Genomic DNA, 12,913 nt, shown 5'->3' with positions numbered 1-12,913 from the left:
CTGTTTTGTGTGTGCGGGGCGTACCAAAATGGGGGGTACGACCGCCGACCGCGTGAGGTGGGATATGGCCGGGACACCGTCGTGGCCGGGCCTCGTGCCCGCGGAATGGTGGGAACGCCTCGCCGCCCGCTTCATTGAGGCGCTGGTCTTCGGGGTCTTCTATTACATTCTGTTCATCGCGCTGTGGGGCGCCTTCCGGACTGTCGGGATGGCGGAGGCGTTCGGCGGGCGGCTCCCCGGGCTCTTGGCCTGGTTCCTGGCCGGCCTGTGTTATACGGCCTATGACTGGCGGGCCCATTGCCTGCGCCGGCGGACCTTCGGCCAGGCGATCATGAAGATTCGCCTGGCGCCGGACGACCTTCCACGTGGCGCCCTGCTGAAACGCGCCCTGGTCTATCCCGGGCCTGTCATGCTGATGGGCATTCCGGTGGTCAATCTGCTGGCCGGAATGCTGCTGTTCGGCGTCGGGCTGCTCATCCTGATCGACAAGCCGTTGGAGCGCGGGCCGCATGACAGGCTGGCCGGAACGCGGGTGGTAAAAGATCTTCGTTGAGGCATCCGCACCTGGGAAGATGCCTTTTCGCAAAATTTTCCCTTGATCCGGTAAGGAGCCTGGAGAGACTGGCATTAGGCTATGGGACGTCCGGGTTGCCGGATGTCGGTGCCCCTGCTCCCTGAGGGCGACTGTGTGTGGCTATGGTCGGTTCCGGGTGAGTTGTCACCTAGGCGTCATGAGCGTCCGGCGTGCTCCCGCAGGTCCCGCAGGTCGCGCCGGGATGCGTATTTAGCGCCCCCGAAACCCTGCTAGCCCTGGAGGCGAGGACGAATGGAAGCCGTAACAGACGTATTGTCAGCGCTCATCCCCCCGGTCGTGGTCGGCGGTGCCTTCATCTTTGGCGCGGTGAAGTTGCTGCGATCGGAGGCCGCCGGGCGACGGGCAAACCACCAGGATCAGGCCGAGAACCAGAACTGATCTGCCAGTCAGCCGAATCCCCGTAGCGCTGAATTGTCTCCGCGCCTTTCCGGGTATATGTTTGGGCGAGCGAATGAAACAATGCTCCGGGAAAGGATTGCGTAGATGGCCAAGCAGATCCAGGAGATTCTCATCGATGACCTCGATGGGGGCGAGGCCAATGAGACGGTCAGCTTCGCTATTGACGGCTCCTCCTATGAGATTGACCTCAGCGACGTTAACGCCAAGAAGCTGAGGGACGCACTCACGCCTTTCGTGCAGCACGCCCGCAGGGCAGGAGCCGTGTCCGCCCGTCGCCGTGGTCGCGGCGGCAACCGTGCGATGAGCCGCGAGAAGAGCTCGGAGATCCGGCAGTGGGCCAAGGCCCACGGCCTGCCGGTCAGCGAGCGCGGCAGGATCGCCTCCACCGTCGTGGAGAAGTACGAAGCGGCTCACTGAGCCTCGTCGAGAGAGCCATCTCCTGACCATGCGCTTATGCCGTTCGCCTAGGACCCCGGCGAGCGCCATAAGCGCATGATCGTTTTTATGGGGAGTTCGTGAATCCCCCGACCACTTGTTGATCTTCTAATTCGCCCAAATGTGGGCGTATTGCTCACCTGTGCCGCCGTACAAGGCGCCGCGCGGGAGTGGAACGTGCCGGGCTTTGCGGGCGGCGTCCGTGTCAATTTCCGGGCCGCCGGGCTCGCTCGCCTTCGTCGTCACCTCCGGCCGGAACGGGCCAATGCCGTCACCCGCCGCAACTTTCCCCGTCCCGATCCTGCGGCGTACGCGCAAAGCGGTGACGCTCCGCCACACAATCGGGCAGCCGGCCCTTCCCGAAGCGCTGTCGCAAGCCCTCTTCCCGGCACCGGTCACTTCACCCTTCTTACGGTCTTGCGCGGGGTTCTCCGGGCTTGTTGGGGCTTGTTCGGGCCACTCGGCGGGCAGGGCCGCGGATGACCGGCAAAACGCGGGCGTGCGGCTGGTGGGGCGCGATGGAAAACCGGCGGCCTCTCCCGTGTGCCGCGCATTGTCCCGTCGCGGGACCCCGTGCGCACCGGCGATCGGTAACCCGGCTGACCCGATGGGGAATAGGTGCGACGCGCGTTGCGTGCCGAGTTGTGCTCAGGGCGTAGCGTCCGCGCTTGGACGCGGTTTGGAGCAGCACATACGATGATTACGTAACAGATACGGGCGCGGGCATCGGAGATGCGTGGCCGGCAGGCACCCCAAGGCCGGCTTCGCCCCGGCGTCCGACGGCCGATCCGTGTTGGTCCGCCCTGGGCCGCGGGCGTCGAATTCCAGGCGCTTCCGGGAAGCGCCTAAACATCGTTCGCTTGCGGCGTATCGGGAACACGTCACCCCCGAACAGTAGTTGGATAGAGGGTGAACGCCCTGCTCTCGGGGAACGTCTCTGCTATAGAGCGTGTCAGCGGCAGTGGGCACGGTTCGCCGAGCCAGGGCTAGCATGCGGGATGACGGGACCGGATTTACCGGCCTGACTGACCGCTCTGTGAGGAGCGACGAGATGTTCGAGAGGTTCACCGACCGAGCGAGGCGTGTTGTCGTCTTGGCCCAAGAAGAGGCCAGGATGCTCAACCACAACTACATCGGCACTGAGCACATTCTTCTTGGTTTGATCCATGAAGGTGAGGGCGTAGCCGCCAAGGCTCTGGAGAGCCTCGGTATCAGCCTTGAGGGTGTGCGCCAGCAGGTCGAGGAGATCATCGGCCAGGGCCAGTCGGCTCCGTCGGGGCACATTCCGTTCACCCCGCGGGCCAAGAAGGTCCTCGAGCTGTCGCTCCGTGAGGCTTTGCAGCTGGGCCACAACTACATCGGCACCGAGCACATCCTGCTCGGGCTCATCCGCGAGGGTGAGGGTGTGGCCGCCCAGGTGCTGGTCAAGCTTGGAGCTGATCTCAACCGTGTCCGGCAGCAGGTCATCCAGTTGCTCCACGGTTACCAGGGCAAGGAGCCGGCCGCCGCGGGCGGTCCCCAGGAGTCGGCGCCGTCCACGTCCCTGGTGCTCGACCAGTTCGGCCGCAACCTGACCCAGGCGGCCCGTGAGGGCAAGCTCGACCCGGTCATCGGCCGTGAGAAGGAGATCGAGCGGGTCATGCAGGTCCTCTCCCGGAGGACCAAGAACAACCCGGTGCTGATCGGCGAGCCCGGCGTCGGCAAGACCGCCGTCGTCGAGGGCCTGTCGCAGAAGATCGTCAGGGGCGAGGTGCCCGAGACGCTGAAGGACAAGCAGCTCTACACGCTTGACCTCGGCGCCCTGGTCGCCGGCTCCCGCTACCGCGGTGACTTCGAAGAGCGCCTGAAGAAGGTGCTCAAGGAGATCCGCACGCGCGGCGACATCATCCTGTTCATCGACGAGCTGCACACGCTCGTCGGCGCGGGCGCCGCCGAGGGCGCGATCGACGCCGCCAGCATCCTCAAGCCGATGCTGGCCCGTGGCGAGCTGCAGACGATCGGCGCCACCACCCTCGACGAGTACCGCAAGTACCTCGAGAAGGACGCCGCGCTGGAGCGCCGCTTCCAGCCGATCCAGGTGGCCGAGCCCTCTCTCAGCCACACGATCGAGATCCTCAAGGGTCTGCGCGACCGCTACGAGGCCCACCACCGCGTCTCCATCACCGACGACGCCCTGGTGGCCGCCGCGCAGCTGGCCGACCGCTACATCAGCGACCGCTACCTGCCCGACAAGGCGATCGACCTCATCGACGAGGCCGGTTCCCGGATGCGCATCCGCCGGATGACCGCTCCGCCGGACCTGCGCGAGTACGACGAGAAGATCGCCAACGTCCGCCGCGACAAGGAGTCCGCGATCGACGCGCAGGACTTCGAGAAGGCCGCTGCGCTCCGCGACCAGGAGAAGCAGCTCCAGCTCAAGCGCGAGCGGCGGGAGAAGGAGTGGAAGGCCGGCGACATGGACGTCGTGGCCGAGGTCACCCAGGAGCTCATCGCCGAGGTCCTGGCGACCGCCACCGGCATCCCGGTCTTCAAGCTGACCGAGGAGGAGTCCCAGCGCCTGCTCCGCATGGAGGACGAGCTCCACAAGCGGATCATCGGCCAGGACGACGCCATCAAGGGTCTGTCGCGGTCCATCCGGCGTACCCGCGCCGGTCTGAAGGACCCGCGCCGTCCCGGTGGCTCGTTCATCTTCGCGGGCCCGTCCGGTGTCGGTAAGACCGAGCTGTCCAAGGCTCTGGCGGAGTTCCTCTTCGGCGACGAAGACGCTCTGATCAGCCTGGACATGTCGGAGTTCATGGAGAAGCACACCGTCTCCAGGCTGTTCGGCTCGCCTCCCGGCTACGTCGGCTACGAGGAGGGCGGCCAGCTCACCGAGAAGGTGCGGCGCAAGCCGTTCTCCGTGGTCCTGTTCGACGAGATCGAGAAGGCCCACCCCGACATCTTCAACTCGCTGCTGCAGATCCTGGAAGACGGTCGCCTGACCGACGCCCAGGGCCGCGTGGTCGACTTCAAGAACACGGTCATCATCATGACCACCAACCTCGGCACCCGTGACATCTCCAAGGGCATCGGGGTCGGGTTCGCGAAGTCCAACGACACCGAGTCCAACTACGAGCGGATGAAGGCGAAGGTCCAGGAGGAGCTCAAGCAGCACTTCCGGCCCGAGTTCCTCAACCGTGTCGACGACATCGTGGTCTTCCACCAGCTGACGCCGAACGAGATCATCAAGATCGTCGATCTGATGCTCGCCCAGGTCGACGCCAGGCTGAAGGACCGCGACATGGGTCTCGAGGTCTCGCCGGAGGCCAAGCAGCTGCTCGCCGACCGCGGTTACGACCCGGTCATGGGCGCCCGGCCGCTGCGCCGTACGATCCAGCGCGAGCTGGAGGACTCCCTGTCCGAGAAGATCCTCTACGGCGAGCTCCGTCCGGGGCAGGTCGTGAAGGTGACGATCGAGGGCGAAGGCGACAACGCCAAGTTCATCTTCAAGGGCGAGTCCGCCACGGCGGTCCCGGACTCGGCGGCGGCGATCGCCGCGCCGATCCAGCACTGACCGACCAACCACCGAAAACCCCCGCCCCGGCGGGGGTTTTCGCATTCCATGCCCCATCCCCTCCGCCCGCCTGAGGACACCTCCGCACTTCAGGTGCAGGGCTCGGCCCTCCCCGCCACCGCCCTTCTCCCGGTGCTCTGTGGCCCCGTTGTCGGTTGCGAGCGCTGGCTTTATGGCGGGGCCGGATGGAAGTCGGACGCCGTACGTGGCTGAGGGCCTTCAGGAGGAAGGGATCTGAGCCCGCACGTGGCCGGCCGCTGTTACGTCGTGCGTGTCCCGATTCAGTGGTTCATCCTGACCGCCGTTGAAGGGCGGGGGTTCGCGTCGGTCCTGGATCCGAGGGGCCCGAAGGTGGGTTGTTGCGTAATTGTTGGATGGGTGGGTACGCCGCCACCGGTAGTAGTACTACACTGCGTAGAGCATCGCCAAGTCTCATCCAAGTGATCCGCAAGAGCGTGTTCCTAGAGTCGGAGCTGCTCCCTGGGGAGTAGTAAGCAATCAACTCAGGGCGGACGCGTGCGCCACCCGGAAGCAGGCATGCTCACACAGGGTTCGCGCGTCTGAGGCGGGCGACGGGAACACTCAAGCAAGCCGTGGAGGAACCGATGCGCCTGCGTCACAACGACGGAACGCTCGTTCACCTCGCCTACAACGCAGGTATCCACCCTGCCGAGGACCTGGAGAACCTGATCGCGCACCTGACCCGCTACGCGGTCCCGGTGCGCAAGAGGCTGGGTGTGGAGCGGATGGGCATCGGGCTGTGGTTGTCGCCCGGTGTCGCCGACCATCTCACGGCCGACCGCATCGAGCTCGTACGGCTGCGCCGCTCACTGGAAGAGCGCGGCCTGGAGGTCGTCAGCCTCAACGGCACCGGCGGGCGCAACCAGGAGGTGCCCGGCCCCGACTGGGCCAAGCCCGAGCGCTACCGCTACACCATGGCGCTGGCCAAGATCCTGGCCTTCCTGCTGCCCGACGACGTACGGTTCGGCAGCATCTCGACGATCCCGATCGGCTGGCGCCGCGACTGGCCCGCCGACCTGCACGCCATCGCCACGCGCCGCCTGGAGCGGCTGGCCCGCGAGCTGCGCGGCATCTACAGCGTGACCGGGAAGACCATCAGGGTCGGCTTCGAGCCGTGGCCGGGGTGCGTCCTGGAGACGACCGAGCAGGCGCTGGAGCGGGTGGGCGGCATCGACTCCGAGCACCTGGGCGTGTGCCTGGACGCCTGTCACCTCGCCTGCGGGGCCGAGGAGCCCGGTGCGGCGCTGAAGGGCCTGGCGGAGGCCGGCGCGCCCGTCGTCAAGCTGGGCCACGTGCACAACCACACGGGCGAGACGCCGAGCACCGGCGCGGTGCTGCACGACACGCTGACCGCGATGTTGTCGGGCGCGGTCAGCGGGAGCGCGCACATCGAGGTCGAGACGCACAACCTGTTCGTGCCGGGGCGCGCGAAGGGGCCGGGCGCGCTGGTGTCGCTGCTGGCCGAGGAGCTGGCCTGGGCCCGTACGAACCTGACCAGCCTCGGCCTGCAACTGGCGGCCTGACCAGCCTCGGCCTGCAACTGGCGGCCTGACCAGCTGATCCCCTCAGAGGCCGGCGAACCAGCCTGGCGTGTCCAGCCGCCACATGTTCGCCGGCGTCATCCTGCGCAGGTCCGACTCCAGGGCCCGCAGGCGGTCCTCGCCCAGCTCCGCGGCCCATCGGGCGCGCAGGTCGTCGAAGATGCGGGCTGACCGGTCGAGTGCGTCGACGCCCAGGGGCGTGAGGCGCACGATCTTGCGCCGGGTGTCGAAGTCGTCCCTGGTGCGCTCGACGTAGCCGGCGCGTTCCAGGGTCTCGATCGTCTTGCCCGCGGCCTGCTTCGAGACGCCCAGGGTGCGGCCCAGGTCGACGGCGGTCGTGCCGCGTGTGCCGATCGCCTGCATGACGAACCCGTGGTTCGGGCGGAGTTCCGGGTGGCCCTGGCGGGCCAGCTCGGCGTGCAGCTCCTCGATGAGCGTGCGGAAGGCCAGCAGAAGTCGCAGAGGCAGTTCGAAGCCTGGGGTGTCGCTTGACAAGATAGACAACCTGATTAACTATATAGACAACGTAGTTACCTATCTTAAGGGGTTCGAACGTGTCTGTCATTCGTGACGCGGATTCCCGGCGTTCCGAGACGCCGAGCGGGGTCATGACCACCTTCGCCTCGCCGACGCAGGGCGGTGCCTCGTGCGCGCTCTGGCGGGTCGACGCGAAGCCGGGCGTGGCGGGGCCCCAGCACGGCATCGACACCGAGCAGGTGTGGAGCTGGCTCGCCGGCGGTGCCACCGTCGAGCTGGGCGACGAACGGTTCGCGGTGGGCGCGGGTGACACCGTCGTCATGCCCGCTCATGTCCTGCGCAGGGTGGTGGCCGACGAGCAGGCCGGCTTCACGGCCGTCGTCACTGCCGCCGGCGGCGCCAGGGCCCTCATGCCCGATGGCACCGACGCCGGCACGCCGCCGTGGATCGCGTGATCGTCATGGGGAACGGGCGCGGCGCGGGGCCGTGCCCAGCCGAGAAGAAGGAGCTTGTGTGATGTCTGTCGTCATGTCCGCCGACGCGCGTGCGGTCCGTACCCCCAACGCCCTGATGACCACGCTCGCCTCGCCCACCCAGGGCCGGGCCGGGCAGGTCATGTGGCGGGTGGACGCCAACCCCGGCATGGAGGGCCCGGTGCACGCCGCCGACCGCGAGCTGGTGTGGACCTGGCTGGCCGGCGGCGCGGTCGTCGAGCTGGGCGGCGAGCGGTTCGAGGTCGGGGCGGGCGACACCATGGTCCTGCCGGCCGACGTGAGCCGGCAGATGTTCGCCGACCCCGAGCACGGGTTCGTCTCGATCGTGGTCGCGCCCCCGGGGGTCGAGGTCTACAACCCCGGCGGCGAATCCGCGCCCGACGCCTGCGACCTGGCGCCGAAGGGCACGGACCGCACCGTGCCCCCGTGGATGGCCTAGCGGCGGCCCGGCCGGCTCAGGAGTGGGGCAGCCGGTACGTGCCGTCGTCGAGCACCTCGGCCAGGCCGTCGGCGACCAGGCCGTCGAGGGCGCGTTCGCGCTGGATCGGGTCGTCCCACACCACGTCGAGGGCCGCCTTCGGCACCGGGCCGTGGGCCGCGCGGAGCACCGCGAGCAGGCGGCCGCGGCACTGGCGATCAGTGCCGGCGTACGTCTGGCCCTTGCGGGCGGGACCGGTGTGGGGTGGTTTGCCCGCCAGGCGCCACGCGCACAGGTCGGCGATCGGGCAGTCGGCGCAGCGCGGCGCGCGGGCCGTGCAGACCAGCGCGCCCAGCTCCATCACGGCCACACCCCAGCGGGCCGCGCCCAGCTCGGGCAGCAGCGCCTCGGCCAGCCGCCGCTCGGCCGCCGAGGTGGCCGTGGGAGGGTACTCCTCGGCCCGTACGGCCCGCGCGAACACCCGCCGCACGTTGGTGTCCAGGACGGCGTGCCGGCCGCCGTACGCGAAGCTGGCGACCGCGGCGGCGGTGTACTCCCCGATGCCCGGCAGGGCCAGCAGCGTCGCGTGGTCGGCGGGCACCTCGCCGCCGTGCTCGTCGGCGATGGCGCGGGCGCAGGCGTGCAGGCGCAGCGCCCGGCGCGGATAACCGAGCCGGCCCCAATGCCGTACGGCCTCGCCCGGCGGCTCGGCGGCCAGCGACTTGGGAGTGGGCCAGCGGGCCATCCACTCCAGCCACACCGGCAGGACCCGCACGACCGGGGTCTGCTGCAGCATGATCTCGCTGACCAGCACTCCCCACGGGGTCGCGTCGTCGGCGCGCCAGGGGAGGTCTCGGGCGTTGTCCTCGTACCACTCCAGAACGGGGGCGTGCAGGAGGTTCGGCTCAACCACGCGGTCAAGCGTATTCGTAGCCGGGCTCGTTCGGCGTGTCGTCACTGTTGGTAGCCGATCAATTACCATGCTGTGCCTATGGATCCGGATTCGATGGGTGGCGACGGCGGTGACGTCTACTGGCGGCGTCGCATGAGCGTGCTGGTGGCCGTGCTCGTCGTGGTGGCCGTGGTGGCGTGGGCGTGCTCCAGCGGGGGCTCCGGGCCGGAACGCTCGTCCAGCGCGCAGAGCTCACCGAGCGCGACGCCCGCCACAGATCCGCTGCTCGCGGGGCTGCGCACGCTCGCCATGGGGACGGCCAGCCCCTCGCCCACCCCCGCGCCCAAGGAGAGCCCGGCCGCCAAGCCGAGGCGGCCAGGGGAGCCGTGCCCGCAGGACAGCCTGGTGCTGAGCCTCCAGGGCGGCAAGGAGCCGATCTACACCGGCGCGTCGCGGCCGAGCTTCATCGTCACGCTGGTCAACACCGGGCCGGTGATGTGCACGGCCGACGTCGGGCCGCGGGCCATGGAGATCCGCATCACCTCGGGCGCCGACCGCATCTGGTCCACCGCCGACTGCGTCAGCGGGGTGGGCACCGAGGTCAGGGAGCTGCAGCGCGGGATCCCGTACGTGCGCAACCTGGAATGGGACCGGCGCAGGTCGAGCACCGACTGCCGGTCGACCCCGGCCTCCGCCCTGCCCGGCACGTACGTGGCCACCGCCCGCATGGGCGTGCTCCGCAGCGGCAAGGGCGTCTTCCACCTGCGGTGAGCGGCGCGGCCTCAGACGTAACGTTCGAGGATCGACGACTCCGCCAGGCGGGACAGGCCCTCGCGGACGCTGCGGGCGCGCGACTCGCCGACGCCGCCCACCTCCTGGAGGTCGTCGATGCTGGCCGCCAGCAGCTTCTGCAGGCCGCCGAAGTGGTTGACCAGGCGGTCGACCACCGTGGCGGGCAGCCGGGGCACCTTGGCCAGCAGGCGGAAGCCGCGCGGGCTCACCGGGCTGTCGAGCCGCTCGGCGCCGCCGTGGCCCAGCACGTGCGCCACGGCCGACAGGTCGAGCAGCTCGGCGCCGGACAGGTGGTCGAGGTCGTGCAGGGCCTCGACCAGGCGCTTCTGGCGGCGGCCCGCGGGGGCCGGCAGGTAGTCGCGCACGACCAGCTCGCGCTCGGAGTCGACGCCCGCCACCAGCTCGTCGAGCTGCAGCGACAGCAGCCGCCCGTCGGTGCCGAGCTCGACCACGTAGCCCTTGATCTCGTCGGAGATGCGCCGGACCATCTCCAGGCGCTGGGCAACCGCCGACACGTCGCGCACGGTGACGAGGTCTTCGATCTCCAGCGCCGACAGGGTGCCGGAGACCTCGTCGAGCCGGTGCTTGTAGCGCTCAAGGGTGGCCAGGGCCTGGTTGGCCTTGGACAGGATGGCCGCGGACTCCTCCAGCACGTAGCGGATGCCGTCGAGGTAGAGGGCGATGATCCGCATGGACTTGCTGATCGCGATGATGGGCAGGCCCGTCTGCCTGGCCACGCGCTGGGCGGTGCGGTGGCGGGTGCCCGACTCGTCGGTGGGGATCGCGGGGTCGGGGACGAGGTGCACGGCGGCGCGCACGATCTTCTGGTCGTTGCTCACCACGATCGCGCCGTCCATCTTGGCCAGCTCGCGCAGGCGGGTGGCCGAGAACTCGACGTCGAGCTCGAAGCCGCCGCTGCAGACCTCTTCGACGGTCCTGTTGTGGCCGAGCACGATCAGGCCGCCGGTCTGCCCGCGCAGGATGCGCTCCAGGCCGTCGCGCAGCGGAGTGCCCGGCGCCACAGCGGCCAAAGCGTCGCGACGGCGGTCGTCAAGACTCCTGTCCACCTGACCCCCGTGTCGATTGGTCACGCCCAGCTTAGCCGTGCTATGTGACGTGCGTGAGTGCGTCCCAGACGTTCTCGGCCTGGACGACCTCGAAGCCGGGGGCGAACGCCACGGGCCCGACGGGCACCAGAGCCCGCTGCCCGTTGCGCTTCCCGGCGCCCGTCTCCAGGGATCCGGCGGGCACGAGCGCCCGCTTGAAACCCAGCCTGGACGCCTCCGTCAGCCGCCTGCGCACGTCTTTGACCGGGCGCAACTCGCCCGCCAGGCCCACCTCGCCGAGGGCCACCAGACCGGGCGGCAGCGGCTTGTCGCCCGCGGCGCTCGCGACGGCGAGCATGACCGCCAGGTCGACGGCCGGATCGGCCAGCTTGATGCCGCCCACGGTGGCGGTGAACACGTCGCAGCCGCCGAGCCGGGCGTTGAGCCGGCGCTCCAGCACGGCGAGGATCATCTGGACGCGGTAGGTGTCGAGCCCGGAGGAGGTGCGCCGCGGCTGCTGGGCCTCGGTGCGGGCCACGAGCGCCTGCACCTCCGCGGGCAGCGGCCGGGTGCCCTCGACGGTGACGGTGACGCAGGTGCCGGCGACCGGCTCGCTGCGCCGCGAGACGAACAGCCCGCTCGGGTCGGTGATGCCCTCGATGCCGCGCTCGTGCAGGTCGAAGCAGCCGACCTCGTCGGTGGGGCCGAACCTGTTCTTGATCGCGCGGACCATGCGCAGCCTGGAGTGGCGGTCGCCCTCGAAGTTGAGCACGACGTCGACCAGGTGCTCGAGGGTGCGGGGGCCGGCGATCGAGCCGTCTTTGGTGACGTGGCCCACGAGGACCGTGGCGAGGTTGCGCTCCTTGGCCATGCGCACCAGGTTGGCGGCCACCTCGCGCACCTGGGTCACGCCGCCCGGCACGCCGGTGGCCTGGGCCGAGCCGACCGTCTGGACCGAGTCGACCACCAGCAGCCCGGGCTCGACCTTGTCGACGTGGGTGATCAGCGCCGACAGCTCGGTCTCGGCGGCGAGGTAGAGGTTGTCCTGGATGGCGCCGATGCGGTCGGCCCGCAGGCGCACCTGGGCCGCCGACTCCTCGCCCGTCACGTAGAGGACGGTGGTGCGCTCGGCGATGCGGGCCGCGGCCTCCAGCAGCAGCGTGGACTTGCCGATGCCGGGCTCGCCGGCCAGCAGCACCACCGCGCCGGGCACCAGGCCGCCGCCGAGCACCCGGTCGAGCTCGCTCACCCCGGTGGTGCGGGCCGCGGCCACCTCGGCCTTGACCTGGCCGATGGGCAGCGCGGGCCCGGTGGTCGCGCCGCCCTGGACGACGTTGACCCCGGCGCGCGCGCCCTCCTCGTCGACAGTGCCCCACGCCTGGCACTCGCCGCACCTGCCGACCCACTTGCTGGTGCGCCAGCCGCACTCGGCACAGCGGTAACCGGGCTTCTGCGCTGTCTTGGCCATGTCGAGCAGGCTAGCGGCCCGTGCCGACAATCCTCGACTACCGCGTGAGGCCCAGTTCCTGCACCAGCAGGCGCTTGGGCCGGGCGCCGACGATCTGCCTGACGGGCTCGCCGTTCTCGAACAGCAGCAGCGTGGGCAGGCCCATCACGCCGTAGCGGGACATGATCTCGGGGTTCTCGTCGGTGTTGAGCTTGCCGATGGCCAGGCCGTGCTCGGCCTCGATCTCGTCCAGGACGGGGGCCACCATGCGGCACGGCGGGCACCACTCGGCCCAGAAGTCGACCAGCACCGGCTGGTCGCTCTTGAGCACCTGCTCCTCGAAGTTGTCGGTGGTCAGCGTGATCATTTGTCTCCCCTTACGAAGCAGCCAGGACACGACTCGGCGAGCTGGGCGGCGACCTCGGCGCGGCGGGCGAGCAGCACCCGGATCTCCTCGTCGATCTGCATGATCTTGCGCTGGTAGACCTCGACGGACTCCCGGCAGGAACCGCCCGAGCTGTGGCCCGAGCGCAGGCAGTCGACGAAGGGACGGGTGTCCTCCAGCGTGAAGCCGACCGAGAGCAGCGACCGGATCTCGGCCACCAGCTTGATGTCCTCCTCGGCGTACTCGCGGTAGCCGTTGGGGCCGCGTCTGGCCGAGAGCAGACCGTGCTGCTCGTAGTAGCGGAGTGAACGGGTGCTCACCCCGGTGCGTTCCGCCAGCTCCCCGATGCGCATGCCACCACGGTAAACGTTGACACCGACGTCAATGTCAAGCCGGCGAGGGAGTGCCGTCGCCTGGA

Annotated in this window: 13 protein-coding genes; 7 read left to right on the top strand and 6 right to left on the bottom strand. The window is 69.4% G+C overall.

Annotated elements, in window-relative coordinates; genetic code table 11:
- Window positions 1-64: 64 nt before the first annotated feature.
- The 4 genes from ABZ459_RS26510 (at window position 65) to ABZ459_RS26495 (ending at window position 6,526) form a co-directional block, all read left to right on the top strand.
- A complete protein-coding gene (locus ABZ459_RS26510; protein WP_357975315.1) occupies window positions 65-553 on the top strand; it encodes an RDD family protein in 489 nt (162 codons plus the stop codon).
- A gap of 525 nt (window positions 554-1,078) precedes the next feature.
- A complete protein-coding gene (locus tag ABZ459_RS26505) occupies window positions 1,079-1,411 on the top strand; it encodes an Lsr2 family protein (RefSeq protein WP_125641669.1) in 333 nt (110 codons plus the stop codon).
- 1,069 nt (window positions 1,412-2,480) lie between these two features.
- Window positions 2,481-4,982 carry an ATP-dependent Clp protease ATP-binding subunit gene (locus ABZ459_RS26500; protein WP_357975313.1) on the top strand — a complete coding sequence of 834 codons (2,502 nt, stop codon included), beginning with the start codon at window positions 2,481-2,483 and terminating at the stop codon, window positions 4,980-4,982.
- 605 nt (window positions 4,983-5,587) lie between these two features.
- Window positions 5,588-6,526 carry a TIM barrel protein gene (locus tag ABZ459_RS26495; RefSeq protein ID WP_357702269.1) on the top strand — a complete coding sequence of 313 codons (939 nt, stop codon included), beginning with the start codon at window positions 5,588-5,590 and terminating at the stop codon, window positions 6,524-6,526.
- 42 nt (window positions 6,527-6,568) lie between these two features.
- Here ABZ459_RS26495 and ABZ459_RS26490 read toward each other — a convergent pair whose 3' ends face one another.
- On the bottom strand, window positions 6,569-7,039 hold the full coding sequence (locus ABZ459_RS26490; protein ID WP_357975310.1) for a MarR family winged helix-turn-helix transcriptional regulator: 471 nt from the start codon (window positions 7,037-7,039) through the stop codon (window positions 6,569-6,571).
- Window positions 7,040-7,098: 59 nt separating this feature from the next.
- On the opposite strand from ABZ459_RS26490, the gene ABZ459_RS26485 reads away from it, so the two are divergent.
- Window positions 7,099-7,476 (top strand): cupin, encoded by a 378-nt coding sequence (locus ABZ459_RS26485; RefSeq protein ID WP_357975307.1) that lies wholly within the window; start codon window positions 7,099-7,101, stop codon window positions 7,474-7,476.
- A 61-nt stretch (window positions 7,477-7,537) separates the two neighbouring features.
- A complete protein-coding gene (locus ABZ459_RS26480; protein ID WP_357975304.1) occupies window positions 7,538-7,954 on the top strand; it encodes a cupin in 417 nt (138 codons plus the stop codon).
- A gap of 16 nt (window positions 7,955-7,970) precedes the next feature.
- On the opposite strand, the gene ABZ459_RS26475 is transcribed toward ABZ459_RS26480, so the two are convergent.
- Window positions 7,971-8,846, bottom strand: coding sequence for an A/G-specific adenine glycosylase (locus ABZ459_RS26475; RefSeq protein WP_357975301.1), 876 nt, complete (start codon window positions 8,844-8,846; stop codon window positions 7,971-7,973).
- A 78-nt stretch (window positions 8,847-8,924) separates the two neighbouring features.
- On the opposite strand from ABZ459_RS26475, the gene ABZ459_RS26470 reads away from it, so the two are divergent.
- Complete coding sequence (locus ABZ459_RS26470) at window positions 8,925-9,596, top strand: hypothetical protein (protein WP_357975298.1); 672 nt, start codon at window positions 8,925-8,927, stop codon at window positions 9,594-9,596.
- Between the two features lie 11 nt (window positions 9,597-9,607).
- Here the strand turns inward: ABZ459_RS26470 and disA are convergent, their stop codons facing one another.
- From disA to ABZ459_RS26450, 4 genes are read right to left on the bottom strand one after another with little or no spacing between them, the layout of a single operon-like run.
- The gene (gene disA / locus ABZ459_RS26465) at window positions 9,608-10,684 is read right to left on the bottom strand and encodes a DNA integrity scanning diadenylate cyclase DisA (RefSeq protein WP_357975295.1); all 1,077 of its coding nucleotides are present in this window, start codon (window positions 10,682-10,684) and stop codon (window positions 9,608-9,610) included.
- A 40-nt stretch (window positions 10,685-10,724) separates the two neighbouring features.
- Window positions 10,725-12,131 carry a DNA repair protein RadA gene (gene radA / locus ABZ459_RS26460; RefSeq protein WP_357975292.1) on the bottom strand — a complete coding sequence of 469 codons (1,407 nt, stop codon included), beginning with the start codon at window positions 12,129-12,131 and terminating at the stop codon, window positions 10,725-10,727.
- Between the two features lie 37 nt (window positions 12,132-12,168).
- Window positions 12,169-12,477, bottom strand: coding sequence for a thioredoxin (trxA, locus tag ABZ459_RS26455; protein WP_357975289.1), 309 nt, complete (start codon window positions 12,475-12,477; stop codon window positions 12,169-12,171).
- On the bottom strand, window positions 12,474-12,848 hold the full coding sequence (locus tag ABZ459_RS26450; protein ID WP_357975287.1) for a MerR family transcriptional regulator: 375 nt from the start codon (window positions 12,846-12,848) through the stop codon (window positions 12,474-12,476). Before ABZ459_RS26450 ends, trxA begins: the two co-directional genes overlap by 4 nt.
- Between the last annotated feature and the right edge of the window lie 65 nt (window positions 12,849-12,913).

The organism is Nonomuraea sp. NPDC005692, from assembly GCF_040631115.1.
GTDB lineage: Bacteria > Actinomycetota > Actinomycetes > Streptosporangiales > Streptosporangiaceae > Nonomuraea.
The sequence above is the reverse complement of the archived record's forward strand: the minus strand, read 5'-3'. Positions and strand labels throughout refer to the sequence as shown.

Coding starts and splice junctions, on each gene's coding strand:
- ABZ459_RS26510 (WP_357975315.1), top strand. CDS start 65: ATGGCCGGGACACCGTCGTGGCCGGGCCTCGTGCCCGCGGAATGGTGG.
- ABZ459_RS26470 (WP_357975298.1), top strand. CDS start 8,925: ATGGATCCGGATTCGATGGGTGGCGACGGCGGTGACGTCTACTGGCGG.
- ABZ459_RS26450 (WP_357975287.1), bottom strand. CDS start 12,848: ATGCGCATCGGGGAGCTGGCGGAACGCACCGGGGTGAGCACCCGTTCA.
- ABZ459_RS26480 (WP_357975304.1), top strand. CDS start 7,538: ATGTCTGTCGTCATGTCCGCCGACGCGCGTGCGGTCCGTACCCCCAAC.
- ABZ459_RS26505 (WP_125641669.1), top strand. CDS start 1,079: ATGGCCAAGCAGATCCAGGAGATTCTCATCGATGACCTCGATGGGGGC.
- trxA (WP_357975289.1), bottom strand. CDS start 12,477: ATGATCACGCTGACCACCGACAACTTCGAGGAGCAGGTGCTCAAGAGC.
- ABZ459_RS26495 (WP_357702269.1), top strand. CDS start 5,588: ATGCGCCTGCGTCACAACGACGGAACGCTCGTTCACCTCGCCTACAAC.
- ABZ459_RS26500 (WP_357975313.1), top strand. CDS start 2,481: ATGTTCGAGAGGTTCACCGACCGAGCGAGGCGTGTTGTCGTCTTGGCC.
- radA (WP_357975292.1), bottom strand. CDS start 12,131: ATGGCCAAGACAGCGCAGAAGCCCGGTTACCGCTGTGCCGAGTGCGGC.